A 26,631-nucleotide genomic window follows, 5' to 3' on the forward strand; every position below is an offset into this window, starting at 1 on the left:
TCAGCTTGCGCCAGCCGGCAGCGGCGGCAGCCAGGTGTCGCCGGTCCAGCCCTTTTCGTCGTAGTCGGCCATGCAGGTGTCGACCAGTTCCTCCATCGCCCTCAGGCGCCCGCCGCGCTCAGCGCCCTTCAGCACCTGCAGCCGCACCTCTTCCGGCGCACCGGCATAGTTGAGCTCATAGAGCGCGTGGCGGCCGCCGAACTCGGTGCCGGTCGCATCCCACAGCAGCTTCATGATCTTGATGCGTTCGACATGGCCCATGTCGTTGGAGCCGCGCACGTACTGGGCAAGGTACTTGTCGATCTCCGGATTGTCGAATCCTTTGCCGAGGACGGCAGGTAGATCAGCCCCGAAGCGATGACTCGGCGCACCGTATCGATAACGCGCGGATAGGCCTCCGACATGAAAGTGCGATAGGCGAGCGCCGCCTCGAGATTGGGCAGCACGGCGCCGTTCGCCCATGGGATCGGTTTGTGCGCCATGGCGTTGGAAAAGCTCCAGAACATGTGGCGCAGCGCAATTACTTCGCCGAGGGCCGCCTGGTTGCCGCGGAAGGCATCCCCGCCCGTCGCGCGCAGCGCCTTCGCCAGCAGGCCTGCGAGGAAGTCGAGCTTGACGGCGAAGCGCGTGCAGCCCTGAAAACAATAGCCGTGCATGAAGCCCGACGCCGGGTGGAAGGAGAGGATCTTCTGCGCATCGCGCAGCACCAGCACGTCCTCCCAGGGGATGAAGACATTGTCCAGCACCAGGATCGCATCGTTCTCGTCGAAACGAGACGACAGCGGATAGTCGAAGGGATGGCCGACCGTGTTGGCCGTCTGCTCGTAAGAGACGCGGCAGAACATCTTTATCCCCGGCGCGTTCATAGGCACGATGAACATCACCGACAATGACGGGTCCTCGGTGACCGTCGCCGAGCTCTGCGCCAGGAAATTGTAATGGGTGAGCGCTGACGACGTCGCCACCACCTTGGCGCCGGACACCCAGATGCCGGCGTCGTTCTCCTTCGTGATGTGCACGAACACGTCCTTCACCTGCTCGGCCGGCTTGTGGCGGTCGATCGGCGGGTTGACGATGGCATGGTTCATGAACAGGGCCGCTTCCTGGGCGCGTTTGTGCCAGGCGAGTGCATTGTCCCTGAACGGGCCGTACCACTCGGCATTGGCGCCGAGCGTGTTCATAAGTGCTGCCTTGTAATCGGGCGTGCGCCCCATCCAGCCGTAGGACATGCGCGACCAGTCGGCGATGGCGGTCTGCTGTGCGGCGAGATCCGCGGCGGAATGGGCGACGCGGAAATATTTGTGCGTGTAGCCGCCAGAACCGGTGTCGGTCGGCGAGGTCAGCACCGCCTGCCGCGCCGGATCGTGCAAGGCATCGTAGAGGCGGGCCAGCGAGCGCGCCGAGTTGCGCATCGCCGGATGGGTGGTGACGTCGGCAATCCGCTCGCCATTGATATAGACCTCGCGCCCGTCGCGCAGGCTCTGCAAATATTCGGCACCGGTAAACGGCCGTTTCGTGTCGGCCCGGAAATCTTCCGATCGCATCATGATCCTCCTTTAACGCGTCAACTGTAGCGATCGTCGTGACAAAGGTTTATGGACGAAAGTATAGAACCACTTGGATTTTTTTGCCGTCATGAGCCAGACTGCCATTCCCGAATTCTTCGTCTACGGCAAACCGGCGCGTGCGCTCGACGTCGGATTCCTGCATGTCGAGACTGTTCTTGCACGTGCCTCCGTGCATCGCGGCCAGGTTCTCGCGCACAAGCACCCGCAAATGGCGCAGATCACCTTCTGGACCGGCGGCAGCGGCATTTATCGGATCGAAGACGAGACCTGGAGTTTTTCGGCGCCGACGGTGAGCTTCATGCCGAGCGGCGTGGTCCACGGATTCAGCATCGAGACGGGCGCCGACGCCATCGTTGTCTCGGTCTCCGATGCTGCCCTTGCGGCGATCGCTGAGCAGTCCGCGCTGCCGCTCGACCAGCCGGTCTTCGTCACCGGACGCGGTGAAACGGCCCTCTGGGAAAGGTTGGGTGATACGGTTACGATGATCCAGGCGGAATATGCCGACAGGTTGCCCGGTATGGAGAAAATCCTGCCGCCGCTGATCGCCGTGGCATTGTCGGGCATCGCCCGCCTCGATGCGCAGTCGCATGCTGTCGCGGTGCCGGCGACGGTGGCGCTGGGCGGCCGGCTGCGGCGTCTGATCGACCGGCATTTTCGCGACGACTGGCCGGTCGAGCGCTATGTCGCCGCGCTCGGCACCACGCGCCATCTGCTCGACAAGGCAGCGCGGCAGGTGCTCGGCGCGGGCGTACGCCAGGCGGTTGGTGAGCGGCGGCTGGTCGAGGCCAAGCGCCTGCTGCTGTTCACCGTGCGCCCGGTCGAGGACATCGCCTATGAGACCGGGTTCAACGACCCGGCTTATTTCTCGCGCTTCTTCCGCGCCGCCGTCGGCCTCTCGCCGGCGGCGTGGCGACGCCTGCGGCTCGGTCAGGACTGAGCGTCACCGTCGCTCAGGCGGCTGCCGTCAGTCCGGCGTTGAGAGCCTCGGCGATCTTTGCCACATCGGCGGACGAGATCACCAGCGGCGGCGACAGGATGATGGTGTTGCCGGAGACGCGCAGCAGGACGCCGGCCTTGTAGGCGGCCTCTGCGGCGGCATTCATCGTCTTCTTGTCGGCCGGCTTCTTGGCGGCACGGTCGGAAACCAGTTCGAGCGCCGCCATCAGCCCTTGGTAGCGCACATCGCCGACCAGAGCGTGCTTCGCCTTCAGCGCCTCCAGCGCCTTGCCGAGCTCGACACCGCGCGCCGCCGCATTCTCGTTGACGGCAAGCCGCTTGGTCTCGGCGAGTGTGGCCAGCCCCGCCGCGCAGCCGACCGGATGGCCGGAATAGGTGTAGCCGTGCCCGATCGAGCCGAAGCTGGTCTTGTCGGCCTCGAAGACGTCGGCAACCTTGGCGCTGATCAGCGTGGCGCCGAGCGGGAAGTAGCCCGAGGTGATCGCCTTGGCGATGCTCATGAAATCCGGCTTCACTCCGGAGAGCCGCGAGCCCGACCAGGCGCCGGTGCGACCGAAACCGGTCACCACCTCGTCGGCGATGAGCAGGATGTCGTGACGGTCGCAGATCGCCCGCACCATCGGCATGAAGCTCTCATGCGGAACGATCACACCGCCGGCGCCGAGCACCGGCTCCATGATGAAGGCGGCGATGGTGTCGGCGCCCTGGAAGGCGATCTCGTCTTCGATCGCCCGCGCGCAGAGTTTCGCCAGCTTCGCCGGGTCGGTCTCGTCGAATGGGTTGCGGTAGGTCCAAGGCGCTGGCGTGTGGAAAACGCCGGGCATCAGCGGCTCGTAGTTGCGGCGGAAATTGGCGTTGCCGTTGACCGAGGCGCCGCCGAAATGCGTGCCGTGATAGCCCTTCTTCAGCGCCAGGAACTTCGTCCGGTCGCCCTGGCCCCTGATCTTCCAGTATTGCCGCGACAGCCGCAGTGCCGTCTCGACCGAGTCCGAGCCGCCGGAGGTGAAGAAGGTCCGTACCATGCCCTCGGGAGCGAACCAGTCGCACAGCTCATAGGCAAGCTCGATCGACGGTCCGGTCGAGGTGCCGCGAAAGCCGGAATAATAGGGCAGGGCGTCGAGTTGTGCTGCGATCGCCTTCTTGATCGGATCGCAGCTGTAGCCGAGGTTGACGTTCCACAGGCCCCCGACTGCATCGAGGACGGTGCGGCCTTCGGCATCGGTGACCGAGACGCCTTCGCCCTTCATGATGATCTTTGGCGGCGTCGCGCGCATCTCGGCCGGATGCGCCATCGGATGCCAGATCGGCTTGGCGTTGTTCTCGGTGAGGAAGTTGATGTCGCGCATCGGTGGGAACTCCGTTTCTTCTTAGGCCGCAACGCCGAAATGGCCGAGCGCCTCTGCATAGCCTTGCCCCGGTTGGGCGACGTCGAAATGCACGGCCAGCATGCCGGCGGCGACCGCGCCGTCGACGTTACGCTTCTGGTCGTCGACGAAGACGCAAGCCGCGGGCGGCAAGTGCAGTGCTTCGCTCACCATCGCATAAGCGCGCGGATCGGGTTTGAGGATATGCGTGTAGGTGGCGTCGATGATGGTCTCGAACAGCGACAGCAGCGGCAGGCGCTCGCGAAAGCTGTTGCCGTAGAACAAGTCGAGCTCGTTGGAGAGGATGGCGAGCCGGATGCCAGCTTCATGCGCCGCACGGATCGCTCGTTCCGCCTCTGGCCGCACCACCGCTTGCGGGTCGGTGCCGCGCGCCCGCTGCACGAAAGTCGACATGTCGTCCCAGTCCTCGCCGACGAGACGGCCGACTTCACGCGTGCGCGTCTTCCAGTAGTCGCGCTCGCTGATCTCGTCGGCTTGCATGGAACGCCACAGCGGGTCGGATTCCGAATCGAACGGCCCGCGCCAGCCGAGCGTGCCGGGCGTCAAGTCCAACGCGCGTTCGGTCAGCGCGTGCGTCTCGAACAGCGTGCGGGTGACGACGCCGCCGAAGTCAAGCACCAGCGCCTTTGGCAATGGCCCGCTCATGCAGCTTGTGTTCCTTCCGGCGCGCCCAGCGGCACAATGCCTTCGGCGACCCAGCGGTCGAAGATCTCCAGTGCCTTGGCGCTGAAGGCGGCGTCGTTGATGTGCCCTGATATCTCGTGCAACTCGGCATTGCCGGGCACGCTCGAGCGCATCTCCTCGACAAAGGCCGACAGCGCCTCCGGTTCGTGCAGCGGCTCGCCCTCCTGGTCCCATTGCTGGATGCCGCCTGCCGGCAGGATGAAGGCGGTCGGCCCGGTTGCGGCGGCGAGCTTCTCGCCGATGGCGCGCGCGATCTCCTTGCGGGTTTCGCCGTCTGATGTCACCGAGGCGAGCAGGCGGTTGTGCGCATGGTACGGACGTTCGAAGAAACGGGCAGGCAGTGCTTGCCAGGTCGGAAAATCCACCATGTCGATGGCGCCAGGTGCCACGATCTGAGGGATGCCTTGCCGACCGGCATTTTCCAGCCGGTCGGAGCCGGAATTCACCACCGAGCCGGTCAGCTGGTTGGCGAGTTCCTGCAGGCTGAAATCCATCACCGCGACGAAGCCGCGCTGCGCGGCGATCGCCTCCAGCGCCCGGCCGCCCATGCCGGTGGTGTGGAAGACGATGACTTCATAGCCGCGCTTCTCCAGCTCCGGCTTCAGCGTCACCATATAGTGCAGACAGCTCTTGCCGAGCGAGCTCATGCCTATCCTCGGTCGCGGCGCGTCCGGCTTGACGACGGCGCGCGAAGCACCCACCACCGCGCCGCAGGCCTGCGACAGCACCGCCTTGCAGGCGCTGTTGAGGCCATAGAGACCGCCCGCCCACAGGATCATCATCAGGTCTGTGGCGATCCGTTCTGGTGGCAGCAGATGTGAATAGGCAATGGTCGAGATGACGAATTTCGGCACGCCGAGCGGCAGCGCCAGCGCGACGTCAAGCGCAAGGTCGGTGCCCATCGAGCCACCGAGCGCGATGAAACCGTCGATTTCGCCCTTGTCGCAGAGTGCGCGGGCAAGCCGCGAGGCGCCGAGCGCCATCAGCGTCATCGCCGAATTCTCGTCGCCGCTGGCGATGATCGCCTCGATGGTCGTGTCGGCAGCTTGACCCACCGCATGCTTGTCATGCGCCGGCTGGTAGGGCGGATCGCCGAGCACGCTCACATCCATCATCACGGCGACACCGCCGACCGCCTCGATGCGCTCGCGCATGAAGAGCAATTCGTCGGCCTTGGTGTCACCGGTGCCTATAACCAGGATTCGGCGTGTCTCCTCCACAGTCCATCTCCTTGCAGGGGTATTTGTTGTCATGCTCGCTTGCGGCCCGGCTGGCCCTGCCGTCCGAAAAGCCGCTCGCTGATAACGCGCGCAGCCGCCGCCACACTGGCGCCATAGCGCTCGATCTCGCCCTTCTGGACCCGCACCTTAGGCGCCGCGACGGCGATGATGCCGATGGCAAAACCGTCGGCGCCGAGGATCGGCGCCGCGACGCTGAGCACGCCCTCCTCGAAGCCTTGCGAGCCGGTCGAGTGCCCGCGCGCGCGGGCGGCGGCGACATGCTCGGCAAGTGTTTTCGCGTCGCCTATTGTGTGGGGCGTGAAGGCCGGCAACGGTCCGGCCAGAACAGCGTCTCGGATACGCTCTTCCGTGAACGCCAGGAACGCAATGCCAGAAGCCGTCGCATGCATCGGCAGCACCTCGCCGAGTTGCACGCTGACGCGATTGGCCCTGGTCGATTCGACGACATGGACTGTGATCAGGCCGCGCTTCGAATATTCCGACAGGTGCACCGTCTCATCGGTTTCCGCCGCAAGCGCCTCGACCACCGGCACCGCCATGCGCAGGAAGGGGAACTGGGCTTCGCGCATCAGCGCCAGCCGCGCGACACCGGCGCCCAGCCGGTAAAGACGCGTGGCTTCATCCTGCTCGACCAGCCCATGCGCGATCAGGGAGACCAGCAGCCGGCGCGTTGTTGCCTTGTCATAGCCGGCGCGCCGGGCGAGGTCAGCCAACGCCGTCTCGGGCTCGCCGCGACCGAGCATTTCCAGCAGCGTGATGGCCTTGCTCACCGTACCCATGCGTATCTGATCCTCCATCTGATACTTAACGTGCGAATTAACTTGACAGGAAGCCGGTTCCTTTGCAAGTCTATATTCGAAATGTCGTTGCAAATAATGAAACGACAAGGCGGCCCGACACAGGGCCTCGACATTTCAGGGACACTTGGCTTCCGCAGCGCGGAATTGGAGGGAAAGATGACGACAATTGAAGCCGGCGAAGCGAACCGGCTGAGGAAGAACAGCCTTGGCGTTGGCGCCATCACCTTCATGGTGATCTCGGCAGCGGCGCCTCTGACGGCTGTGGCTGGCGGCACGCCGCTCGGCATGCTGATGGGCAATGGCGCGGGCTTTGCCGGCACCTATCTGATCGTGACGCTGCTGCTGCTGTTGTTCGCGGTCGGCTATGTCGCCATGTCGCGCCATGTCGGCAATGCGGGAGCCTTCTATGCCTATGCGGCGCGCGGGCTCGGCGGCCTCGCCGGCGGCGCCACGGCGCTGATTGCAATCCTGTCCTACAATGCCATGCAGATCGGCGTCATGGGCCTTCTGGGCGCCGCGACCGCCGGGCTGTTTGCCGGCTGGGGCATCAACTTGCCCTGGTGGGCGTGGAGTTTCATCGCCATCGCCATCGTCGCCGTGCTCGGCTACAGGCAGGTCGACCTGTCGGCCAAGATCCTGACCGTTCTGGTGCTTGCCGAATACGTCGTGGTGCTGATCCTCGACATGGCGATCGTCAAGACCGGAGGCGATAGTGGACTGTCAGCGGCGCCGTTCAGTTGGAGCCAGATCACCAGCGGCGCGCCGGCGATCGCCATCCTGTTCTGCTTTGCCGCGTTCATCGGCTTCGAGGCAACGACGATCTATGCCGAGGAGGCGCGCGACCCCAAGGTCACCATTCCGCGGGCGACATATTTCTCCGTCATCCTGATCGGCGTCTTCTACATGGTCACCGCATGGCTGATGGCGGTCGGTGCCGGCGTTGATAAGCTGCTGCCGGCGCTGCAGGGGCTTCAGGATCCGACCACGTTCCTGTTCGGCCTGTCCGACCGCTACGCCGGAACGATGCTCTCGCACGCCATGAGCATCCTGTTCGTGTCGAGCCTGTTTGCCGGCGTACTGGCGTTCCACAATGCGGTCGCCCGCTACATCTATGTTTCCGGCCGCGAGAAGCTCCTGCCGCGGACCATCGGCGTGACCCATTCGACGCACCAGAGCCCGCATGTCGCCTCGGTCATCCAGAGCGTGCTTGCCGCTGTCGTCGTCGGGCTCTTCGCCGTGCTTGGCCTTGACCCGGTGCTGGCGCTGTTTTCGTGGCTGACCAACGTTGCCACTCTCGGCGTCATCGTGATGATGGCGGTGGCCTCGCTCGCCGTCGTGATGTTCTTCCGTGCCAACCCGTCCAGTCCGGAGAACGCGGTGAAGACCACAATCCTGCCGGGGCTGACCTTCATCGCCTTCGTCATCATCATCTATCTGATCGTCATCAATTTCGGCGGCCTGTCCGGTGCTGGCGGGTTCCTCGGCGTGTTCCTGCCGGCGCTGGTGCTGATCGCGGCCGTGGTTGGCCTTGTGCTGGCGAGCGCGTTGAAGAGCCGGGATCCGGTGGCCTTCGCCGAGCTTGGACAGCCTTTGAAGGACTGAGATCAAGAGGGGCGGCGCATGACGCCGCCCCCTTCTTCACCCTAGGGGAGTAGCGGCGTTGAGCTTTGCCGAGAGCATCACCGTTGAGGCGCTGGAAGCCGATCCGTATCCGATCTATGCTGAACTGAGGCGCAACGCGCCGGTCGCTTTCGTGCCGGCGGTCAACCTCTGGTTCGTCACCCGCTGGAAGGATGTCGAAACGGTCGCGAAGTCGCCCGACATCTTCTCCGCGGTTGTCGGGACATCCCCGGTCGAACGCTCCTTCGGCAAGCCGACCATCCTGACCACCGACGGAGACGTCCACAAGGATCTGCGCCAGGGCGTCGACCCGAAATACCGGCCGCGCACCGTCGCTTCCTATGCCGGGGATCTCGTGCGCTCGATCGCCGGAGCCTATCTCGACCGGATCGCCGAGCAGGGTGCGGCGGAACTGATGGCCGAGTATTTCGAGCCGGTGTCGACGCTCAGCCTGGCGCGCTCGCTCGGGCTGGCCGACATCGACATGCCGACCTTGCGGCGCTGGTTCTATGGCCTTGCCCAGGGCGCCATCAATTTCGAGAACGATCCGAAGCGCCAGGAAATCGCCGATGCGATCAGCGCCGAGGTTGGCGCCGCCATCCTGCCGACGCTGGAGAGGCTTGTCCACGCGCCTGACGACTCCGCCCTGTCGCACATACTGCATGACGGCATGCCGCAGGGTGCGACCCGCGCCATCGACTTCGTGATGCCGAGCATCAAGGTCATCCTGCTCGGCGGCATGCAGGAGCCCGGCCATGGCGCCGGCTCCATACTTGCCGGCCTGCTTTCGCATCCCGAGCAGATGCGGCAGGTGCTGGACGATCTGGAAACCTTGGTGCCGAAGGCGGTCGACGAGGGTCTGCGATGGGTCGCGCCGATCGGCACGCAGACGCGCCAGACGACGCGCGCGGTCGAGCTCGGCGGCGTGACCATCCCGGCGGGCGCGCCAGTCGCCGCGCTCGTCTCCTCGGCCAGCCGCGACGAAATCCGGTTCTCCGATCCCGACCGTTTCGACATCCTTCGTGATGAAGGCAACCACGCTGCCTTCGGCTTTGGCCATCACTTCTGTTCGGGTCGGTTTTTTGCGCGCGAGCAGATGTGCCTCGCGGTAAGGCTTCTGCTGGAACGGTTTCCGGATCTGCGGCTGGTGCCAGGCAAGGAACCGGTGTTCCGGGGCTGGGAATTTCGCGCGCCAACCACCCTGCATGTCGCCTTCGGAGCCGGTACGCAATGATCAACCAGAACACCATCGACACGTTGCGCAAGGCCGAGGTCGGCGTGCGAAACCTCTTCATCGATGGTGCGCAGACCGCAGGTGCAAGTGGCGCCACGCTGCCCGTGATCTCGCCGATCGATGGCCGCCCGTTCGCCAGCATCGCCGACGCCAACGCCGTCGATGTCGATCGCGCCGTGGCGTCGGCGCGCAAGGCGTTTGAGAAGGGCTCGTGGTCGCGCGCCGCCCCCGCCTTCCGCAAGAAGATTCTGACGAAGTTAGCCGAGCTGGTCGAAAAGCATGTCGATGAACTGGCGGTGCTTGGCGTCCGCGACAACGGCACCGAGATCGGCATGGCCTACAAGGCCGAGCCGTTATCGGCCGCGGGCACCATCCGCTACTACGCGGAGGCTATCGACAAGGTCTATGGCGAGATCGCGCCGACGGCCGAGAATGTGCTCGGGCTGATCCACAAGGAGCCGCTCGGCGTTGTCGGCGTCATCGTACCCTGGAATTTCCCATTGATGATCGGCGCCTGGAAGATCGCGCCGGCGCTGGCTGCCGGCAATTCCATCGTCGTCAAGCCGCCCGAGGTCGCTTCGCTGACGCTTCTGCGGCTGGCTGAGCTCGCTGCCGAAGCCGGGCTTCACGCCGGTGTGTTTAACGTCGTTACCGGCCGTGGCGCGGTTGCCGGCGAGGCGCTCGGCCTGCACATGGATGTCGACGCCATAGCCTTCACCGGCTCGGGGCCGGTCGGCCGGCATCTGCTTGAGTATGCGGCGCGTTCCAATCTGAAGCGCGTCTTCCTCGAACTCGGCGGCAAGTCGCCCAACATCGTCTTTGCCGACGCCCCGGACCTGAAACAGGCCGCAATCGTCTCGGCCAACGGCATTTTTCGCAATTCCGGCCAGGTCTGCGTTGCCGGCTCGCGCCTGCTCGTCCAGGCGTCGGTCTACGACCGCTTCATGGACGAGCTCCTCGCAGCGACCACGCGGCTGAAGGTCGGCGATCCGCTCAATCTGACGAGCGACGTCGGTGCGGTATCAAGCGCCGAGCAGCTGGACAAGAATCTCGGCTTCGTCGAACGGGCGACAGCTGAAGGCGCCCGTCTGGTCACCGGCGGCGGACGGATCCTGGCCGAAACCGGCGGCAGCTACATGGCGCCGACGATCTTCGAGAACGTGACGCAAGAGATGCAACTCGCCCGCGAGGAGGTGTTTGGGCCGGTGCTCGGCGTGATGCGCTTCGAGACCGAGGAAGAGGCGGTGCGGCTTGCCAATTCGACGGTTTATGGCCTTGCCTCGGCGGTGTGGACCGCCAACCTCTCCACGGCGCATCGTATGGTGCGCAACATCAATGCCGGCGTCGTCCACGTCAACACCTATGGCGGCGCCGACATCACCGTGCCGCTCGGCGGCGTCAAGCAGTCCGGCTTCGGTCGCGACAAGTCGATGCATGCGCTGGACAAATACACCGATCTCAAAACGGCCTGGATTTCTCTCGGCTGACCGTTTCTCGCTAAGCGCTGCCGAGGATGAAATCGGCACAGCGGTCGGCGATCATGATCACCGGCGCGTTGGTGTTGCCACTGATGAGCCTGGGCATGACCGAGGCATCGCAGATCCGCAGGCGCGGCACGCCGCGGACGCGCAACCGCGGATCGACCACGGCACTGTCGTCATTGCCCATCCGGCAGGTTCCCGATGGGTGGTAGACCGTCTTGGCGTGTTCGAGGATGTGGCCGACGATCGCCTGGTCAGGAAGATCCGCGGCCGCGCCCGGCGAAAGCTCCTCCGCCACCATGGCCTGCAGCGCCGGCTGGCGCAGGATGGTGCGGGCGATCTTCATGCCGGCCAGCAGCAAGGCGAGATCGTCCGGATCGGACAGGAAGCCGGTGGTGAAGCGGATCGGATCGGCCGCATCGCGCGAGCGCAGCCTGACCGTGCCGCGCGACTTCGGCCTGAGCACACAAGGATTGATCTCCATGCCGTGCCGCTCGATCGAGCCGTGTTCGGCGCTCTCGATCATCACCGGCAGGACGTGGAACTGGATATCGGGACGGCCATCGCCATCGGCGTCGAAGAAGCCGCCGCTCTCGACCACATTCGAGGTGAGCAGGCCGGTGCGGAACATGAGGTACTGCAGGCCGTGGCGCAGCGCCCGCAGGCCACGGTCCTCACCAAGCAGCGAGATCGGCTGGCGCGTCAGCGCATAGACGGGAGCCGCGACGTGATCCTGCAGGTCGCGGCCGACCGCGGGCATGTCGCGGATGACGGGAATGCCCAGCGCGGTCAGATGTTCGGCTGGCCCCAGTCCCGACAGCATCATCAGCTTCGGCGTCGCCAGCGCGCCTGATGTGAGGATCACTTCGGCTTCCGCCGTCGCTGCATGGGTCTGTCCGTCCGATGTGGTGTAGGCGAGGCCGCTTGCCGCACCGTTTTCCAATGTCACGCCGGTGACAAGCGCATCGGTGACGACGGTGAGGTTGGCATTGCCTGCCAACGGCTTCAGGAACACCTTTGCCGCCGATTGTCTTTCGCCATTCGCGGTCGTCGTCTGGTAAAAGCCGACGCCTTCCTGCCTGTCCCCGTTGAAGTCGTCATTGAAGGGATAGCCGGCCTGTTGCGCGGCCCTGACATAGGCCAGAGACAGCGGATGGCGATGGCGGGGATCGGAGACGGGCAGCGGTCCGGTGGTGCCGTGGCGATCGCCGGCCAGCCGCTCGTTGCGCTCCAGCCGCCTGAACACCGGCAGCACCTCGTCCCAGCCCCAGCCGGGACAGCCAAGGTCGCGCCAGTCATCATAGTCCTGCGGCTGGCCCCTGACATAGAGCATGGCATTGATCGACGACCCGCCGCCCAGCGTGCGGCCCTGCGGCACCGGTAGCCGGCGGCCGCCGACGCTGGGTTCGGGATCGGATTCGTAGATCCAGCTGCGCGCCGTGCCGATCACCTTGGCGAAGGTGGCGGGCATGTCGATGAAGCGCGAATTGTCGGCCGGCCCGGCTTCGACGATCAACACGCGCTTGCCGGTATTGACCAAGCGGTTGGCCAGCGTGCAGCCGGCCGAGCCGGCGCCGGCGATGATGTAGTCGTACGCAGCGTTCATGGCGTCAGGCGTAGCGCATGATGACGGTCTTGGTCTCGAGATAGCCGTCGATCGCCGCGCGGCCGTGTTCGCGGCCGATGCCGGACTGCTTGAAGCCGCCGAAGGGTGCCGCAGGGTCCAGCGTGTTATGCGAATTGACCCACACCGTGCCGGCCTTGAGGCCGTGGACGGCGGTCATCGCCTTGCCCATGTCGCGGGTCCAGATCGAGGCCGACAGGCCATAGCGCGTGTCGTTGGCGATATGGATCGCCTCGTCGAGATCGGCGACAGGCATCGCCGCCACCACCGGACCGAACACCTCCTCACGCGCGATCTCCATGTCGGGCCTGATATTGTGCAGGATGGTCGGCGCGACATAGTGGCCCCTGGCCGGCACCGGCCGCGCACCGCTGACACGTTCGCCGCCGGCCGCCAGGCCGCGCTCGACAAAGCCCTCGACGCTCCTTCGATGCTTGGCCGAGACCAGTGGGTTGATCTGGGCTTCGGCATCGCGGCCGGCGCCCAGTGTCATGCCATCGGCGATCTCGGCCAGCCGCGCCAGCGTGCGTTCGTAGATAGACTTTTCGATCAGCAGCCGCGAGGCCGAGGTGCAGACCTGGCCCTGGTTGAAAAACATGCCGAGCCCGGCGACCAGGGGCTCAATGCCCTCTTCCATGTCGGCAAGCAGGATCATCGGCGATTTCGACCCGAGCTCCAGCGTGAAGCGGGCGACATGGTCGACGGCCGCGTGGCCGACGCGTTTTCCCACTTCCGTCGAACCGGTGAAGGTCAATTTGTCGATGCCGGGATGACGGATCAGCGCCTCGCCGGTGACGCTGCCGCTGCCGGTCACGATGTTGATGACGCCGGGCGGGAAGCCTGACGCCTTGATCAGTTCTGCGAGCCTGAGCAGGCCGAGCGGCGTCTCCTGCGGCGGCTTCAACACCACGGTGCAGCCGCAGGCGAGCGCCGGCGCGATCTTCCACATGCCGATCAGCAACGGGAAATTCCACGGCACGATGGCGCCGACGACGCCGACCGGTTCCATTATGGTCATCGCTTGATGCCTGGCGCCAGGCGGCACCGGAATGGACACCTGGAAGGTCGAGCCCTCGATCTTGGTCGCCCACCCGGCATAATAGCGCAGCCAGTCGACGCTGCCGCCGGCGCTAAGCATGCGGGCGACACCTAGCGACTTGCCGTTCTCGATGCTTTCGATCTCGGCCAAGAGATCGGCATCGGCCTCGATGGCGTCGGCGAGCTTCAGCATCAGGTTCTGGCGGTCGACCGGCCGCATTGAGGCCCACGGGCCTTCAAGGGCTGCACGCGCAGCACGCACCGCCTGGTCGACCAGTTCGGGACCGCTCTCGGGCACATGCGCGACGATCTCGCCGGAGGCGGAATCATCGACAGCGAGGCCATTTCCCGCCAAGCCGTCAACAAAGCGTCCATTGATGAAGGGCCGGTGCGGACGCGCCAGGAAAGCGGCGGCAGCAGTGCTGATCGGCGGCACGGTTCTCTCGTTCACGCCATCCTCCTCGATTGCTGGTGAACACGTTGCATCAGGGTTATGGAGCGTGTCGGCTGGCTTCAAGCGGCTGATGGTGCCAGTGCACGCTCAGTCAAAACAAAGTTCCCGCTTGGACAAGACGCCCCGCAGTCGACTGGCCTAGACCAAAGTCGCATCGAGCAGCGTGTTTTGCGCAGGCTTCCCGGTTGTCAAAGAGGTGTCGACGATTGAGTGCGTTGCTGGGCAATCCGATGGTCACCACTGCTGCGCTGCCACTCGCGCTCGGCACGGTGATGGCGCTGTTGGCAAGGGTCGCACTGCCGGGATCAGTGCTTTCTCTGCTGTGGGCCGCTTTGATTTTGTTCTTCTATTGGGACACGCTCGGGCCGCCTGTGGTGCCGCCGGTCGCCGCCAGCCAGAAGCTGATCTATCTCGCCTCTGGCGGCATCGTCGTGGGCCTGTTGCCCGAACGCCTGTTGAGCGCTGCCGTTGCGGGCAAGCTTGTCGCCGCCGCGCTTGCGGTAGCCTTGCTGTGGCTTGGCTGGCGCCGCCTGGCCGGCGGTTCACTCGACCTGCAGATGGTCGCCGCCCTCATCGCCGGCCTGTTGGCGATCGTCGGCGCCGCGATGCTGCTGTCGGCGCGGTCCTCGCCATCGTCGTCCGCCGAAGCGCCGTTCCTGGTGCCGGCGGCGATGCTCGCTTTTTGCCTGGCCGGCGCCATCGTCTCGGTGCTTGGCGCCTCGATCGTCACCGGGCAATTGCTGGGATCGCTTGCCGCGCTCGCCGGCGGCTGGTGTCTTGTCCAGTACATCACAGTGCTGCGCGGAGGCTCCGCCGTTGCCTGGAGCAAGGGCACTGAACTGCTGCTTATCTACGCCGCAGCCACCGTGCAGATCCAGGTCGCGCTGCTGGCGCCGAAGGCTAATCCGGTCGCGCTGGTGCTTTCATCCTTGCCGCTGATCGTGGCCATGCTGATGCCCGGTCCGCTGCGGGGCCTTGTTCCCGGCGTCCGGCCGTTGCGGCCGCCGATTGCCGGTCTGCTGATCGCCACACCGGCGATATTGGCCATCCTGACGGCGATCCTATGGGCGCCGCATGGAGCCGCCCTCGGCTTTTCCTGAGCCAAAGAACGACAACCAACAATGGGGAGAGTTACGTGACGATGAGAAAACTGACGGCCGCGTTGGCCTTTGCCTCGGTGTGCGCATTCGCATCGGCAGCACATGCCGACACTTACGAGATCGACGGCCAGCACGCCTGGATCACCTTCACCATAAAACACGGCATCTACGGCATCGCGCATGGCCAGTTCGATGCGGTGAAGGGCGCCATCGTGATGGACAAGGCCGATCCATCGAAAAGCAGCGTCAAGGCCGAGATCGATGTCGGCTCGGTGCACACCGCCTATGACCAGCGCGACAGCGATTTGAAAGGCCCCGACTTCTTCAACGCCGCCGAATTCCCGGCGATCTCCTTCGAAAGCACCAAGGTAGAGAAGGTCAGCGACAAGACCGGCAAGGTCACCGGCAATCTCACCATCAGCGGTGTGTCCAAAGAGATCACCCTCGACGTGACGCTGATCAACGAGGCGCCGGCGCCGTGGGATGCGACGCTGACCAAGGCGGCGTTCAGCGCCACAGGCAAGGTCAGTACGGCCGACTTCCCGATGGCCAAGGCCGCGGCCGGCTTCGGCCTTGGACCGGATGTCGACATCGTCATGGATTTGGAAGCGGTGAAAAAGTAATCCGGCGAGCGAGTGCCGCGCGCAAGGTCGCGCGGCACTTCATCGGACAGGGCGCAAAGTGCGCACTCAGTCAAAACAAAGTTCTCGCTCGGACAAGACGCAGATTGGCCGGTGCCGCATTATTCCCAGTGAAGATCGGCACATAGCCGGCGCGCTTACCAATCGGGATGGAACAATGCGATTTTCGGGAAAGACGGCTTTCATTACCGGCGGCGGCACCGGGATCGGCGCGGCGGTGGCCAGGCGCATGGCGGCCGACGGCGCCAAGGTGGTCCTGATGGGCCGGCGGCGCGAGCCGCTGGAAGCTGTGACCAAGGATATTGGCGGTCTGGTGGTGCAGGGCGATGCCGCCGATCCGAAGGCGGTGCGTGCGGCGCTTGCCGAAGTGCATGAAAAAATCGGACCGGTCGACATCCTCGTCGCCAATGCCGGCGGCCATGGTGTCGGCCCGACGATTTCGATGAGCGACGAAACCTGGAGCCTGGCGACGCGCACCAATCTTGACACCGCTTTCGTCTGCGCCCGCGAATGCCTGCCGGACCTGATCGCGCGGAAGGGCAACATCGTCGTCGTTGCCTCGATCGCCGGCCTGTTTGCCGGCCCGGACGCCGCCGGCTACGTCACCATGAAGCATGCCTGCATCGGCTTCGGCAAATCGCTGGCGCGCGACTATGGCCGCAAGGGCGTGCGCACCAACATCATCTGCCCGGGTTGGGTCTCGACCGACATGGCCGACGAACAGATGGCGGTGATCGTCGAGAAGCACGGACTTGGCTCGATCGACGATGCCTACCGGCTGGTGACCAGGGACGTCCCGCTCGGCCGGCCGGCGACACCGGAAGAGGTTTCCAACGTCGTCTGCTTCGTCGCTTCGAGCGAGGCGGCCATGATGAACGGTTCGATCCTGACCGTCGATGGCGGCGCCACCGTCGTCGACCTGCCGACATTAGCTTTTGTCGATTGATTGGGAGAGTGCGATGAACGACCAGAACAGGCCGGCGGACTGGAAGCATTTCGACGATTTCGCCGCCGGCATCGCCACCAACCGGCTGGCGACGACATCAGCGTTGCGCGGCCAGACCTTCAAGATCACGCTCGACACGGGGCGCACAATCGACCTTGCCTTCACGTCGCCCGACACGGTGGCGTGGAGCGAGGGCAGCGAGGCCGGCGCGGACTGGTACGAGGCGCTCGAAGTCGCCGCCAACGTGTTCTTCATCAACATGACTTTCGCCGGCCGGCCGACCGAGGATGAGGCCTACATCGTCAACACCAGCACGCGCCGCGTGCTGTCGGTGCGCGAACGGGTGCGTGAAGCAGGCGAAGCGCCCGGCGAGCCGCGCGTCGCGCAGACCTGGTCGGCCGGCGTGCTCGGCGACCTCAGCGTGGCGCCGACCGGCATCAAACCGGCGCCGACCCGGGACCTGATCGGGCTCACCGCGCACTACACATACAGCCCCAACCACGTCTACGAGCACATTTATCTGAGCTCCGAGCGCTATGCCTGGCAGAACCTCGTCGGCATCCAGCGTGGCCATGGCGACGTCGACCTGGCGACCACCTGGAAGTTTGCCGACAACCAATATGTGTTCGGCTTCCGCGAGTTCATCATCCCGGTCGCCTCGCTGTTCTTCTACAATTGGGACGTCATGCGCTCGACCGGGAAATTCCTCGGCGTGACCAGCCTGGGCAAGGTCGAGAACAAGCCGGCCGGCGCTCACATCGAGAAGAAATCCAGAACCGTCTACGACGAAGGCAAGGCGCCGGTCTGACCGCGCGGGAGAACGCGATGAACAAGAACTACGAAGCGATCAAGGCCCATTACGCCGGTTCCGATGCCAAGGACCTATCTGCGATGATGGCGCCAATCACCAGCCGCACCGCCTGGACCGAAATGGCGGGCTTCCCCTATGCCGGCACCTATGTCGGCCCCGACGCCATCATAGCGGGGGTCTTCAAGCGCATCGGCGAGGAGTGGGACGGCTACACGCTGAAGCTCGAAAGACTGGTCGACGGCGGCGCCACCATCGTCGGCATCGGCACCTATTCGGGCACCTACAGGAAGACCGGCAAGCAAATGTCGGCGCGCGTCGTCCATGTCTGGGAGATGGACGACGGTAAAGCCGTGAGTTTCGAGCAGTTCACCGATACCAGGCTGGTCGCGGCAGCGACGGTCTGAGGCATGCGGGCGGGCGCCGATGCGTCCGGCCGATGAAACAACCTGGGAGGATGCAATGGGAAACAATCTGAAGGCAATGCTGGCGGGCCTGGTGCTGTCGACCGCACTTGCGGCCGGCGGCACAGGGGTCGCGAATGCCGCCGGCGACGAGATCGTCATCGGCGCTCCGATCTCCTTGACCGGGCCGCTGGCCGGCGACGGCAAGGAGCAGAAATGGGCCTATGAGCAAGCGGTGGCCGACATCAACAAGGCCGGCGGCATCATGCTCAAGTCGGCCGGCAAGAAGCTGCCGGTGCGCCTCGTCGTCGCCGACGACGAAAGCTCGGAAAGCAAGGTCGCCTCGGCGCTGGAAAACCTCATCAAGGTGCAGAAGGTCGACGCGCTGCTATCGACCCATTCCGGGCCGATGAACATCGCCGGTGCCATCGTCGCCGAGAAATACAAGAAGTTCTACATGATCACGACGGCGTTCCCGTTCGAGTGGCAGCCGTTGAAGCTCAAATACTCGGCCCTCTTCTTCTTCCACCCGGGGCCGGGCGCCGAGGTGCCATTCGAGATCTGGAACAAGCTGCCGGCCAATGAGAAGCCGAAGAACCCGGCACTTGTCACCGAGGATTCGCCCGACGGCAAGGGCTTTGGCGGCGCCTTCGAGGCGGCGGCCAAGAAATATGGCTACACTTTCGCGGTCGACGATCCCTGGGCGATCGGGGCCACCGACTATTCGGCGCTGATCACCAAGCTCAAGGCCGCCAATGTCGACGCCATGCTGGTGTTCGGCTCGCCGGCCGACACGGTGACGCTGCTGCGCCAGATGAAGGAGCTCGGCTTCTCCGTGCCTTATCTGCATGGCTGGAAGGGCACCTGGACGGGCGAGTTCCACGAAGCGCTCGGAGCGGATTCGGACTACATCATGACCGACGGTTTCTGGTCGTCGAGCTATCCCTATCGCGGCGCCAAGGAACTCGGCGATCGCTACGAGGCCGAATTCAAGAAGGACTCCGTCACAGTCGGCGCCTTCTACGCTAATGCGCAGGTGCTGGCGCAGGCGATCGAAAAGGCGGGAACCACCGATGCCGCCGCGCTGCATGACGCGGTCTTCAACCAGGAATTCAAGGACACCGTCGTCGGCGATCTCAAATTCGACCAGACCGGCTTTGCGCTGATCCCCAGCGTTGCCACGCAATGGTGGCAAGGCAAGCACCAGCTGATCTTCCCGAATGGCAACTGGACCTACAAGCCGGCGCCGGCCTGGGACAAGCGCTGAGCGGCGAGGGCACGGGCTCCGACGTTGCCGCCTGCCCTTCTCCCCGTCCTACTCGGGGAGAAGGCCGGCAGGGCGATGAGGGCGGCGCTGACCTCGATAGATTGCGCGGATAGCTTCCCCTCGAGAAACGGAAACACACGATGCAGCCTGACGAAACCTTGCTTCGCCTCGAGGCGATCCAGAAGCGGTTCGGCGGGCTTGTCGTGCTCAACAACATCGACATCGCCGTCGGAGCCAATGAGCTGATCGGGCTGATCGGTCCCAACGGCGCCGGCAAGTCGACACTGTTCAACGTAATTACCGCGCTCTTCACCCCAACCCAGGGCCGTATCCGCTTCCGTGGCGAGGACATCACCGGCACGGCCCCGCATCGCATCTGCCGGCTCGGCATTGCCCGCACCTTCCAGCTGGTGCGCACGTTCCTGACCATGACGGCCTTCGAGAACATCATGGTAGGTGCCGTCTATGGCTCGGGCGGCCGCGTCAAGCATGCGACGGCAGCCGCCGAGGAGGCACTTGAACTGGTCGGGTTGACCGCCAAGCGCGATGTCCGCACCGCGCATATGACGTTGTCCGACCGGCGGCTGCTGGAGATCGCGCGAGCCGTTGCCTCCAGCCCGGGGCTGCTGTTGCTGGACGAACCGATGGCGGGGCTGAACCCGACCGAGATCCAGCGCACGGTCGATGTCATCCGCCGCGTGCGCACAGACAAGGGGGCCTCGATCCTGTGGGTAGAGCACAAGGTCGATGCCATCATGAAGGTATGCAGCCGGGTGATCGTGCTGGACCATGGCGAGAAGATCGCCGACGGCACGCCGCGCGAGATCGTCGCCAACCGCAAAGTGATAGAGGCCTATCTTGGCGAACCGGCTGCTTGACGTCACCAATCTGGAAGTCGCCTATGGCGACGTCGGAGCGCTGTGGGGCGTGTCGATCCACGTCGACGCCGGCAGCATCGTCGCCATTGTCGGCGCCAACGGCGCGGGCAAGACGACGCTGCTGAAGACCATCTCCGGTCTGCTGAAGCCGAAGCGCGGCGAGATCTTCCTCTCCGGCGCGCCGCTGGCCGGCAAGGCGCCGGAGGAGATCGCGGCGATGGGCATCGCGCATGTACCGGAAGGGCGCGGCCTGTTCCGGCAGATGACCGTGCTGGAAAACCTCGAGCTCGGCGCCTTCCAACCCAAGGTGCGGAAGCGCTTCAAGCAGTCGCTGGAGAAAGCCTACACGCTGTTTCCGCGGCTAAAGGAGCGGGCAGGGCAGAAGGCCGGTTCGCTCTCCGGCGGCGAGCAGCAGATGCTGGCGATCGCGCGCGCCACCATGTCGGACCCGTCGCTGCTCATCCTCGATGAGCCGTCGCTGGGGCTCAGCCCGATCGTGGTGCAGCAGATGTTCGCGCTGATCGAGACCTTGCACAAGCAGGGCGTCACCATCCTCCTGGTCGAGCAGAACATCCATCAGGCACTGAAGGTCGCCGACTATGCCTTCGTGCTGAAAACCGGCGAGCTTGCCATGCAAGGCACTGGTGCCGAGCTCATCGCCGATCCCGAAATCCAGAAGGCCTATATGGGCGTCTTGGAGGTGCAATGATGCAGAACATTCCGCCTCCCGAAATCCTGCTGCAGCTGTCGCTCAACGGCGCGCTGGGCGGCGCCATGTACGGCGTTGCGGCGGTGGGCCTCAGCCTCATCTTCGGCACCATGCGGCTGATCTTTCTGGCGCAGGGCGCGATGATCATCCTGTCCGCCTATTTCGTACGGGCGCTGTTCTACGGCGTCGGCCTCGACCCTTTCGCGTCGCTGCTGATCGTCGTGCCCGTCGGGCTCGTCGTCGGCTGGCTGGTCTACCAAGGCCTGTTTCGCCGCGCGGCGGCAGCGGAGGACCGCAACATCTCACTCTTGATCGCGGTCGGTCTGATGTTCCTGATCCAGAACCTGATGACGGTTATCTGGGGCGGCAACACCGCGGCCATCGTCACCTCCTACACGGCGAGCGGCATCGAGATTTTGGGCGTGCGCACCTCCTTCACCCGCTCGATGGGCTTCGTGATTGCGCTCGCCGGTACCGGCCTGGTGGTGCTATTCCTGCGCAAGACATTGGTTGGTAAGGCGGTGCGCGCGGCCTCCGAGGACATGGAGGCGGCGACGCTGATGGGCATCAGCCCGCACCGCGTCAACGCCGTCGCCTTCGCGATCGGCATCGGACTCGCCGGAGCGGCCGGCGTCGCGGTGGCGACGACTTTCCCGTTCAACCCGTTCGCCGGCTTCATCTTCAGCCTCAAGGCGCTGGTGGCGCTGGCGCTGGGCGGGATCGGCAATGTCGCGGGCGCACTTGCCGGCGGCATCATCCTCGGCCTGATCGAAGCCTATGTGCAGTATTTCATCTCGGGCGGCTGGACCAACGCCATCGCCTACGGCGTGTTCCTGGCGGTGCTGATGTTCAAGCCGGAAGGCCTGTTCAGCCGGCCCTACAAGAAGGCTTGAGCGTCATGATGATGAAAGCCTTGCCGGAACAATTCTGGATTGGGATCGCAATTGCCGTGGTCGCTGCCCTCGCGCTGGTGCCGCTCCTGCCCGGCGCGATCGATTCTTACGCCTTCTCGTTCCTGTTCTTCGTTTTCATCTACGCCACTATGGCGCAAGGCTGGAACCTCGTTGCCGGCTTCGGCGGCCAGATCAGCCTCGGCAACCATGCCTTCTTCGGCTCGGCGCCTACACCACCGCCATTCTGTGGAGCGGCAATTATCTCTGGGGCACGTTCTATGACGCCTATCCGCGGATCTACTATTTCGACCCGGTGACGATGATGCTGGGCGGGCTGGTCGCGGCCGTCGCCGCCATCATCATCGGCCTGCCGCTGCTGTCAAAGCTGCGCGGCGACTATTTCGCGCTCGGCACGCTCGGCTTCGGCGAGATCATCAAGGTGATGTTCATCAATGGCGGTGATTTCACCGGCGGCGCCTTCGGCGTCGTGGCGCCCGCCGGCACCTTCGATACGCTCTTGCCGCACTATCTGGTCGGGCTCGGCCTGATGGTGGGCACGGCGCTTGCCATCCGCTTGCTGATGCGCTCGCGCTACGGCCTGGCGCTGATCGCCGTGCGCGACGACGAGATGGCGGCTTCGGCCAACGGCATCGATACGCTGAGGGTCAAGGTCGCCGCCTTTGCTGGCAGCGCCTTCATCGCCGGCGTCGCCGGCAGCCTCTATACCTACTACATCTTCCATGTCGGCCCGGACTCCGTCTTCGACCTCGACTGGATGCTTTTGCCGCTGATGATGACGGTGGTCGGCGGCACCGGCACCCTGCTCGGCCCGATCCTCGGCGCCTTCGTCATGTACGCGGTGTTCGACCTGGCGCGCATCGTGGTGCCGGATTACCACCCGGTGATTTCGGGGCTGACCATCATCTTGGCGATGCTGTTCTTGCCGAAGGGGCTGATGCGGAGTTTTGCGGGCAGGGCGCGGACGGCTTGAGGTCTGGGTACAGCCCTGTTGAAGCGTCAGCGCTGCAAGTCGGGAGTGAGAGCCCTCGAAAAATTATGGAAGGTGAGGATGCAATGTGCCTCATACGGGCGCAAAACAATTTGCTGTATCCGATAAAGGTACGGCTAACAGCACCTTCCTAATGCACCACCATACGCACTCGCTCCCGCAAATCTCTCGGCGCCACGTCATACTTGCTTCTGAACGCCCGCGAAAAATGTGCGCTCGAATTGAACCCGCAGGCAAACGCGATTTCCGAGATGGAGGCTGAGGCGCGGGCGGGCGACAGCAGCTCCTGCTTGCTGCGCTCCAGCCGCCTATCCCACACGAACCGCTCCAGTGTGGTGCCTTCGCCTTCGAAGGCGCGGTGCAGATAGCGGCGGGAGCAGCCCATGTGGCGGGCTATGTCCTCGGCCGACAGGTTTGAGCGCGCCAGGTTGGCGTCGATATAGGCGACGATGCGTTCGCGCAGCGCTTCCAGCGGCGAGCGGCGGAAGTCCGGCGCCGTCGGCTTTGCCTGGATCAGTCCGTTGACGAGTTGTATCAAGCTTTCTCCGACACGGCGGCAGCCGGCCTCGTCGAGCTTGTGAGCGGTGCCGATCGCCATCTGCATCAGACCGGAAACGATATGGGTGAGGCTGTCGTCGTTGCCGGGCAACGGCACCGGCGCCGAGAGCCGCGCCAGCGTCCCGTCGCCGAAGGTCGAGCGCGGCACCTGCAGGATGAGCTGGTCAACATCCGACAGGTTTTGCAGCGAATAGCTGCGCATTGGATCATAGATGATCGCAGCGCGTGGGCCGAGATCGACCGCGACCTCCTGCTGCTCGAAGCGGCTGTGACCGCTGAGCTGCATCAGGATCTTGATCGCGTCGGGATCGAAGCTGCGCCAGAAGGTACGGTCGCTGACGACCAGATGCGACTTGGCCTTGATCTCGGAAAGCCGGCAGGAGCCGAGATGCACGGAAACGAGCTTCGGCAGCGACGGCGCCTCGCCGCGTGAGAAACGCTGGGTGATCGGGCCGAACAGCATCCGCGACGCAGATAGGAAAGCCTCGCCGTCGGCGACGCTCACGTGGTGGGCGATCATAGTCTCCTCCACATTCTCGTTGTTCCCGTCTTGTCGCGGGATTGTGACGCAGCGGCAGCGCCACGTCATCCTTAACATGATAAGCATCTTTGCCGCAACGGCGGAGGTGCTTCACGCCGCGCCGGACGAAGTCGGCCGGCATCCTGGTGTCCGCGTTACTGAAGGGCCCCATGCCGCTGCCGTGCGGAAAGGCCCGATCTTGCGGTCGAGCCGTTTCAAAGGCCGGTACCCGGTCGCCGTCGGCGAGATAGCCGTGCACGTCGGCGCGATAGCCGGTCCGCTCGGTGGCCAAGCACTGGAAGACACATTCATCAGGGCGTCCATGCCGGCACAGGGAAGGCGTTCCGCCTCGGTCTATTCGACTTCGGACGCGCGAGCACGGCGAGCAGATCGCCGCCGTTCTCCTCGGAGGACCCTTCATAGGTCCTCCGGATCAGATCGAATTGGCGCTCATCTCAGCCCCACTTCATCTCGCCCTTCGCGACCTTCGAGCCGATGTCGAGGGCGACGCCCATGCCGAGGCCTGGGAAGCGGGCCTCCATCGCGCTCTTCAGCGCCGCGGCGTCCGCGGCCTTGGCGAGTTCCTGCTCGAAGGCCAGAAGATAGGTCTTGGTGTATTCGACAGCGGAGATGTCGACCGGCGACTCAGGCGTCATGTGCCCCGGCACGACGACGGTCGGTTTGCGCGCTGCGATCTTGTCGAGATTGGCAATCCAGACCGCGCGTGATTCCCTGGTCGGGGTGTCGGCGGTCCAAACATGAACGCCGGCGAAGACCAGGACGCCGCCAAACACCGCGTTCAGCGAGGGCGCCCAGAGATAGCGGCGATTAGCGAGGCCCTCGGCGGCGACGAACTCCACCGTCTCACCATCCACAGTCAGTGACGGACCGTCAAACGCATCGGGCAGGACGATGTCGGCCAGCGTCTGCGGACCGTTCTCCTTCAGTTGGGGTCCCCATACATCGAGCTTCTTCTTGACCGACGCCTTGATCGCGGCAACCGTGTCCGAGGCGGCGACGACCTTGGCCTCGGGGAATGCCTCACGCACCGGCTTCAGGCCGAAATAGTAGTCCGGGTCCGACTGGCTGACATAGATCGTGGTCAGTTTCTTGCCGCTGGCCTTGATCTCTTCGGCCAGCGCGCGGCCGTCCGGATAGGTGAAGCCGCCGTCGATCAGCAGCGCCTCGGTGGCGCCGGAAAGCAGGACGGGGGCGCGGAAAAAACCGTTTGGGCCGGCCGGGAAATGCTTCCAGGCAAGTCCGGTTCCAGCCGCACGGCCGATATCGGCAGGGGCGAAGACGGCAGCGGCGCTGATGGCAAATGTGGTTTTCATGACTTGTCTCCTCGTAAGCATGTGGGTGTCCTCTCGGATTGGATGGCGCTGAAGAAATCGGGGTGCGCGCGATATTGAGATCGAGTCGGCCGGGTCCAGCCGCCGGATAAATTCAGGAAGCTCAGATAGGGCCGAGTGATCGTGGTGTGGACGATACCGTTCTCGCAGTCCCCGACATGGACCCACGGTCGTCCCGGCAACCTCGGTCCAGACCATGAACACCCCTGGCCGAACTTCCAGCGCCCGGTCGCGGACGGCCTCCGCCTTGGCGAACTTGGCCGCCTCCGGAGGCAAGCGCATGAAGGTGCCTCGGCATCGAACTGCAGATGGAAGGCGAGGTCGCCGAAGCGAGCCTCGTAGACGTGGCCCATTGCGGGAAAAGCCTCGATCGTCACTCTGCTTTTCCTCCTGCGCGAACCCGGTTGCCCGACGCACAGAAGGATGGACCGTTTCGATTGGACGATAAATATCGATGAATTGGATTCAATGTGAGGTATAAGCGCACAATCGGAGCAGGCGAGCATGGAAGCGATCAACCTCAACAGACTGGCGTACTTCGCGGCCGTGGTGGACATGGGCTCGTTCACTCGCGCGGCCGATCGGCTAGGCGTCAACAAGACAGTCGTCAGCCAACAGGTTGCGCGGCTTGAAGCGGAATTGAAGACAAGCCTGCTGCTGCGCACGACGCGCAGGGTCGAGCCGACCGAGGCAGGCCGGCAGCTTCACGCGCGATGCGTGATGATCCTGAGCGAGGCAGAAGAGGCCTTCGCCGAACTTGCCCAGACCAATGCTCAGCCGTTGGGCGTACTGCGGATCACCGCGTCCAACGATTACGGCGCGATCACCGTCGCGCCACTGGCAGCCGAGTTCTGTCGAATCTATCCGGCATGCCGGGTCGATCTCATCCTCTCGGACGCCAGGATGGATCTGGTCGCCAACCAGATCGACCTTTCGATTCGCGTAGGTTGGCTTACCGACTCCAGCCTGCAGGCGCGCCGGATCAGCTCATTCCGGCAATTTCTGGTCGCCGCGCCCGACATAGCCGGAGACTTGTCCCCGAGCGAGCCCGAGGAACTGTCCGGCCTCCCCTTTGTCGCGAATGTCGCGCTGAAGGAGCCGCTGGTGTGGCGGTTTACCCGGGGGGATCATGAACTGCGGACAGTCCGCATGAAGCCCGGCATGACGATCAACAGCACCCCGGCCGTGCTGGAGGCAACCCTAGCGGGCGCCGGTATGTCGATCCTTCCCGATTTTCTTGTCGGCGATCATATGGCGGCTGGCCGGCTGGTGCCGATTCTGCCTGCCTGGACGCTGCCTACCGGCGGCATCCACGCCGTGTATCCGGCCGGCCGGTTCCGCCCGCCCAAGGTTGCACGGTTCGTCGAGATGCTTTCTCAGAACGGCAGGCAGCGGCCTCGAAACCTCTTCCGCAACGGCTGATGTCTGCTCGCGGGCGTCGTCTCGCCACCGTGTACAGC

At 64.5% G+C, this 26,631-nt stretch carries 24 protein-coding genes and 1 pseudogene; 16 read left to right on the forward strand and 9 right to left on the reverse strand.

Annotated features, from left to right (window positions below; all coding sequences use genetic code 11):
• Positions 1 to 1,544 (reverse strand): annotated as a pseudogene (locus NKH49_RS17180) (4-hydroxyphenylacetate 3-hydroxylase N-terminal domain-containing protein).
• 91 nt (positions 1,545 to 1,635) lie between these two features.
• Between NKH49_RS17180 and NKH49_RS17185 the strand changes: the two are divergent.
• Positions 1,636 to 2,505, forward strand: a complete 870-nt coding sequence (locus tag NKH49_RS17185; RefSeq protein ID WP_352767520.1) for a helix-turn-helix domain-containing protein — start codon at positions 1,636 to 1,638, stop codon at positions 2,503 to 2,505.
• Between the two features lie 13 nt (positions 2,506 to 2,518).
• Here NKH49_RS17185 and NKH49_RS17190 read toward each other — a convergent pair whose 3' ends face one another.
• The 4 genes from NKH49_RS17190 to NKH49_RS17205 are packed head-to-tail and all read right to left on the reverse strand — an operon-like array spanning position 2,519 to position 6,614.
• Positions 2,519 to 3,871, reverse strand: coding sequence for an aminotransferase class III-fold pyridoxal phosphate-dependent enzyme (locus NKH49_RS17190; RefSeq protein WP_352926887.1), 1,353 nt, complete (start codon positions 3,869 to 3,871; stop codon positions 2,519 to 2,521).
• Between the two features lie 21 nt (positions 3,872 to 3,892).
• Positions 3,893 to 4,543, reverse strand: a complete 651-nt coding sequence (locus tag NKH49_RS17195; protein WP_352767894.1) for an HAD family hydrolase — start codon at positions 4,541 to 4,543, stop codon at positions 3,893 to 3,895.
• A gap of 8 nt (positions 4,544 to 4,551) precedes the next feature.
• Positions 4,552 to 5,814: a Tm-1-like ATP-binding domain-containing protein gene (locus NKH49_RS17200; protein WP_502907900.1), complete on the reverse strand. Its 1,263-nt coding sequence runs from the start codon at positions 5,812 to 5,814 to the stop codon at positions 4,552 to 4,554.
• Between the two features lie 29 nt (positions 5,815 to 5,843).
• Positions 5,844 to 6,614: an IclR family transcriptional regulator gene (locus NKH49_RS17205; protein ID WP_352767251.1), complete on the reverse strand. Its 771-nt coding sequence runs from the start codon at positions 6,612 to 6,614 to the stop codon at positions 5,844 to 5,846.
• 177 nt (positions 6,615 to 6,791) lie between these two features.
• On the opposite strand from NKH49_RS17205, the gene NKH49_RS17210 reads away from it, so the two are divergent.
• From NKH49_RS17210 to NKH49_RS17220, 3 genes are read left to right on the forward strand one after another with little or no spacing between them, the layout of a single operon-like run.
• On the forward strand, positions 6,792 to 8,237 hold the full coding sequence (locus tag NKH49_RS17210; protein ID WP_352926889.1) for an APC family permease: 1,446 nt from the start codon (positions 6,792 to 6,794) through the stop codon (positions 8,235 to 8,237).
• Positions 8,238 to 8,295: 58 nt separating this feature from the next.
• Entirely contained in the window at positions 8,296 to 9,489 is a 1,194-nt protein-coding gene (locus NKH49_RS17215; RefSeq protein WP_352685378.1) for a cytochrome P450, read from the forward strand.
• The gene (locus NKH49_RS17220; protein WP_352836767.1) at positions 9,486 to 10,976 is read left to right on the forward strand and encodes an aldehyde dehydrogenase; all 1,491 of its coding nucleotides are present in this window, start codon (positions 9,486 to 9,488) and stop codon (positions 10,974 to 10,976) included. The genes NKH49_RS17215 and NKH49_RS17220 overlap by 4 nt, the downstream gene beginning before the upstream one ends.
• A 10-nt stretch (positions 10,977 to 10,986) precedes the next feature.
• Here NKH49_RS17220 and NKH49_RS17225 read toward each other — a convergent pair whose 3' ends face one another.
• A complete protein-coding gene (locus NKH49_RS17225; RefSeq protein WP_352926892.1) occupies positions 10,987 to 12,576 on the reverse strand; it encodes a GMC family oxidoreductase in 1,590 nt (529 codons plus the stop codon).
• A gap of 4 nt (positions 12,577 to 12,580) precedes the next feature.
• Positions 12,581 to 14,083, reverse strand: coding sequence for an aldehyde dehydrogenase family protein (locus NKH49_RS17230; protein ID WP_352767506.1), 1,503 nt, complete (start codon positions 14,081 to 14,083; stop codon positions 12,581 to 12,583).
• A gap of 209 nt (positions 14,084 to 14,292) precedes the next feature.
• Between NKH49_RS17230 and NKH49_RS17235 the strand changes: the two genes are divergently transcribed.
• From NKH49_RS17235 to NKH49_RS17285, 11 genes are all read left to right on the forward strand, one after another.
• Positions 14,293 to 15,186 carry a hypothetical protein gene (locus tag NKH49_RS17235; protein ID WP_352926894.1) on the forward strand — a complete coding sequence of 298 codons (894 nt, stop codon included), beginning with the start codon at positions 14,293 to 14,295 and terminating at the stop codon, positions 15,184 to 15,186.
• A 41-nt stretch (positions 15,187 to 15,227) separates the two neighbouring features.
• Entirely contained in the window at positions 15,228 to 15,809 is a 582-nt protein-coding gene (locus tag NKH49_RS17240; protein ID WP_352539477.1) for a YceI family protein, read from the forward strand.
• Between the two features lie 175 nt (positions 15,810 to 15,984).
• The gene (locus tag NKH49_RS17245) at positions 15,985 to 16,773 is read left to right on the forward strand and encodes an SDR family NAD(P)-dependent oxidoreductase (protein WP_352469653.1); all 789 of its coding nucleotides are present in this window, start codon (positions 15,985 to 15,987) and stop codon (positions 16,771 to 16,773) included.
• A gap of 13 nt (positions 16,774 to 16,786) precedes the next feature.
• Positions 16,787 to 17,581 carry a MoaF C-terminal domain-containing protein gene (locus tag NKH49_RS17250; protein ID WP_352539273.1) on the forward strand — a complete coding sequence of 265 codons (795 nt, stop codon included), beginning with the start codon at positions 16,787 to 16,789 and terminating at the stop codon, positions 17,579 to 17,581.
• Between the two features lie 17 nt (positions 17,582 to 17,598).
• Positions 17,599 to 17,988 carry a nuclear transport factor 2 family protein gene (locus NKH49_RS17255; RefSeq protein WP_352469655.1) on the forward strand — a complete coding sequence of 130 codons (390 nt, stop codon included), beginning with the start codon at positions 17,599 to 17,601 and terminating at the stop codon, positions 17,986 to 17,988.
• Between the two features lie 55 nt (positions 17,989 to 18,043).
• Entirely contained in the window at positions 18,044 to 19,252 is a 1,209-nt protein-coding gene (locus NKH49_RS17260) for an amino acid ABC transporter substrate-binding protein (protein WP_352926896.1), read from the forward strand.
• A 140-nt stretch (positions 19,253 to 19,392) separates the two neighbouring features.
• Positions 19,393 to 20,130, forward strand: a complete 738-nt coding sequence (locus NKH49_RS17265; RefSeq protein WP_352926898.1) for an ABC transporter ATP-binding protein — start codon at positions 19,393 to 19,395, stop codon at positions 20,128 to 20,130.
• Positions 20,111 to 20,839 carry an ABC transporter ATP-binding protein gene (locus tag NKH49_RS17270; RefSeq protein ID WP_502893727.1) on the forward strand — a complete coding sequence of 243 codons (729 nt, stop codon included), beginning with the start codon at positions 20,111 to 20,113 and terminating at the stop codon, positions 20,837 to 20,839. Before NKH49_RS17265 ends, NKH49_RS17270 begins: the two co-directional genes overlap by 20 nt.
• The gene (locus tag NKH49_RS17275) at positions 20,836 to 21,732 is read left to right on the forward strand and encodes a branched-chain amino acid ABC transporter permease (RefSeq protein WP_352926901.1); all 897 of its coding nucleotides are present in this window, start codon (positions 20,836 to 20,838) and stop codon (positions 21,730 to 21,732) included. Before NKH49_RS17270 ends, NKH49_RS17275 begins: the two co-directional genes overlap by 4 nt.
• An 11-nt stretch (positions 21,733 to 21,743) precedes the next feature.
• On the forward strand, positions 21,744 to 22,049 hold the full coding sequence (locus NKH49_RS17280; RefSeq protein ID WP_352926904.1) for a hypothetical protein: 306 nt from the start codon (positions 21,744 to 21,746) through the stop codon (positions 22,047 to 22,049).
• Positions 21,977 to 22,723, forward strand: a complete 747-nt coding sequence (locus tag NKH49_RS17285) for a branched-chain amino acid ABC transporter permease (RefSeq protein ID WP_352926981.1) — start codon at positions 21,977 to 21,979, stop codon at positions 22,721 to 22,723. The genes NKH49_RS17280 and NKH49_RS17285 overlap by 73 nt, the downstream gene beginning before the upstream one ends.
• A 148-nt stretch (positions 22,724 to 22,871) precedes the next feature.
• Here NKH49_RS17285 and NKH49_RS17290 read toward each other — a convergent pair whose 3' ends face one another.
• Both NKH49_RS17290 and NKH49_RS17295 read right to left on the reverse strand, forming a co-directional pair.
• Positions 22,872 to 23,819 (reverse strand): helix-turn-helix domain-containing protein, encoded by a 948-nt coding sequence (locus tag NKH49_RS17290; RefSeq protein WP_352539270.1) that lies wholly within the window; start codon positions 23,817 to 23,819, stop codon positions 22,872 to 22,874.
• A 455-nt stretch (positions 23,820 to 24,274) separates the two neighbouring features.
• Positions 24,275 to 25,174, reverse strand: a complete 900-nt coding sequence (locus tag NKH49_RS17295; protein WP_352539269.1) for an MBL fold metallo-hydrolase — start codon at positions 25,172 to 25,174, stop codon at positions 24,275 to 24,277.
• Positions 25,175 to 25,675: 501 nt separating this feature from the next.
• On the opposite strand from NKH49_RS17295, the gene NKH49_RS17300 reads away from it, so the two are divergent.
• Complete coding sequence (locus tag NKH49_RS17300; RefSeq protein ID WP_352469662.1) at positions 25,676 to 26,593, forward strand: LysR family transcriptional regulator; 918 nt, start codon at positions 25,676 to 25,678, stop codon at positions 26,591 to 26,593.
• Positions 26,594 to 26,631 lie beyond the last annotated feature (38 nt).

Origin of the sequence: Mesorhizobium sp. M1088 (assembly GCF_040318575.1) — a bacterium.
Taxonomy (GTDB): Bacteria; Pseudomonadota; Alphaproteobacteria; order Rhizobiales; family Rhizobiaceae; genus Mesorhizobium.

Bases quoted from the DNA above. Each gene is read 5' to 3' on its own strand.
- NKH49_RS17185 (WP_352767520.1), top strand. From the start codon at position 1,636: ATGAGCCAGACTGCCATTCCCGAATTCTTCGTCTACGGCAAACCGGCG.
- NKH49_RS17190 (WP_352926887.1), bottom strand. From the start codon at position 3,871: ATGCGCGACATCAACTTCCTCACCGAGAACAACGCCAAGCCGATCTGG.
- NKH49_RS17205 (WP_352767251.1), bottom strand. From the start codon at position 6,614: ATGGGTACGGTGAGCAAGGCCATCACGCTGCTGGAAATGCTCGGTCGC.
- NKH49_RS17210 (WP_352926889.1), top strand. From the start codon at position 6,792: ATGACGACAATTGAAGCCGGCGAAGCGAACCGGCTGAGGAAGAACAGC.
- NKH49_RS17220 (WP_352836767.1), top strand. From the start codon at position 9,486: ATGATCAACCAGAACACCATCGACACGTTGCGCAAGGCCGAGGTCGGC.
- NKH49_RS17225 (WP_352926892.1), bottom strand. From the start codon at position 12,576: ATGAACGCTGCGTACGACTACATCATCGCCGGCGCCGGCTCGGCCGGC.
- NKH49_RS17240 (WP_352539477.1), top strand. From the start codon at position 15,228: ATGAGAAAACTGACGGCCGCGTTGGCCTTTGCCTCGGTGTGCGCATTC.
- NKH49_RS17245 (WP_352469653.1), top strand. From the start codon at position 15,985: ATGCGATTTTCGGGAAAGACGGCTTTCATTACCGGCGGCGGCACCGGG.
- NKH49_RS17250 (WP_352539273.1), top strand. From the start codon at position 16,787: ATGAACGACCAGAACAGGCCGGCGGACTGGAAGCATTTCGACGATTTC.
- NKH49_RS17255 (WP_352469655.1), top strand. From the start codon at position 17,599: ATGAACAAGAACTACGAAGCGATCAAGGCCCATTACGCCGGTTCCGAT.
- NKH49_RS17260 (WP_352926896.1), top strand. From the start codon at position 18,044: ATGGGAAACAATCTGAAGGCAATGCTGGCGGGCCTGGTGCTGTCGACC.
- NKH49_RS17265 (WP_352926898.1), top strand. From the start codon at position 19,393: ATGCAGCCTGACGAAACCTTGCTTCGCCTCGAGGCGATCCAGAAGCGG.
- NKH49_RS17275 (WP_352926901.1), top strand. From the start codon at position 20,836: ATGATGCAGAACATTCCGCCTCCCGAAATCCTGCTGCAGCTGTCGCTC.
- NKH49_RS17280 (WP_352926904.1), top strand. From the start codon at position 21,744: ATGAAAGCCTTGCCGGAACAATTCTGGATTGGGATCGCAATTGCCGTG.
- NKH49_RS17290 (WP_352539270.1), bottom strand. From the start codon at position 23,819: ATGATCGCCCACCACGTGAGCGTCGCCGACGGCGAGGCTTTCCTATCT.
- NKH49_RS17295 (WP_352539269.1), bottom strand. From the start codon at position 25,174: ATGCTTACGAGGAGACAAGTCATGAAAACCACATTTGCCATCAGCGCC.
- NKH49_RS17300 (WP_352469662.1), top strand. From the start codon at position 25,676: ATGGAAGCGATCAACCTCAACAGACTGGCGTACTTCGCGGCCGTGGTG.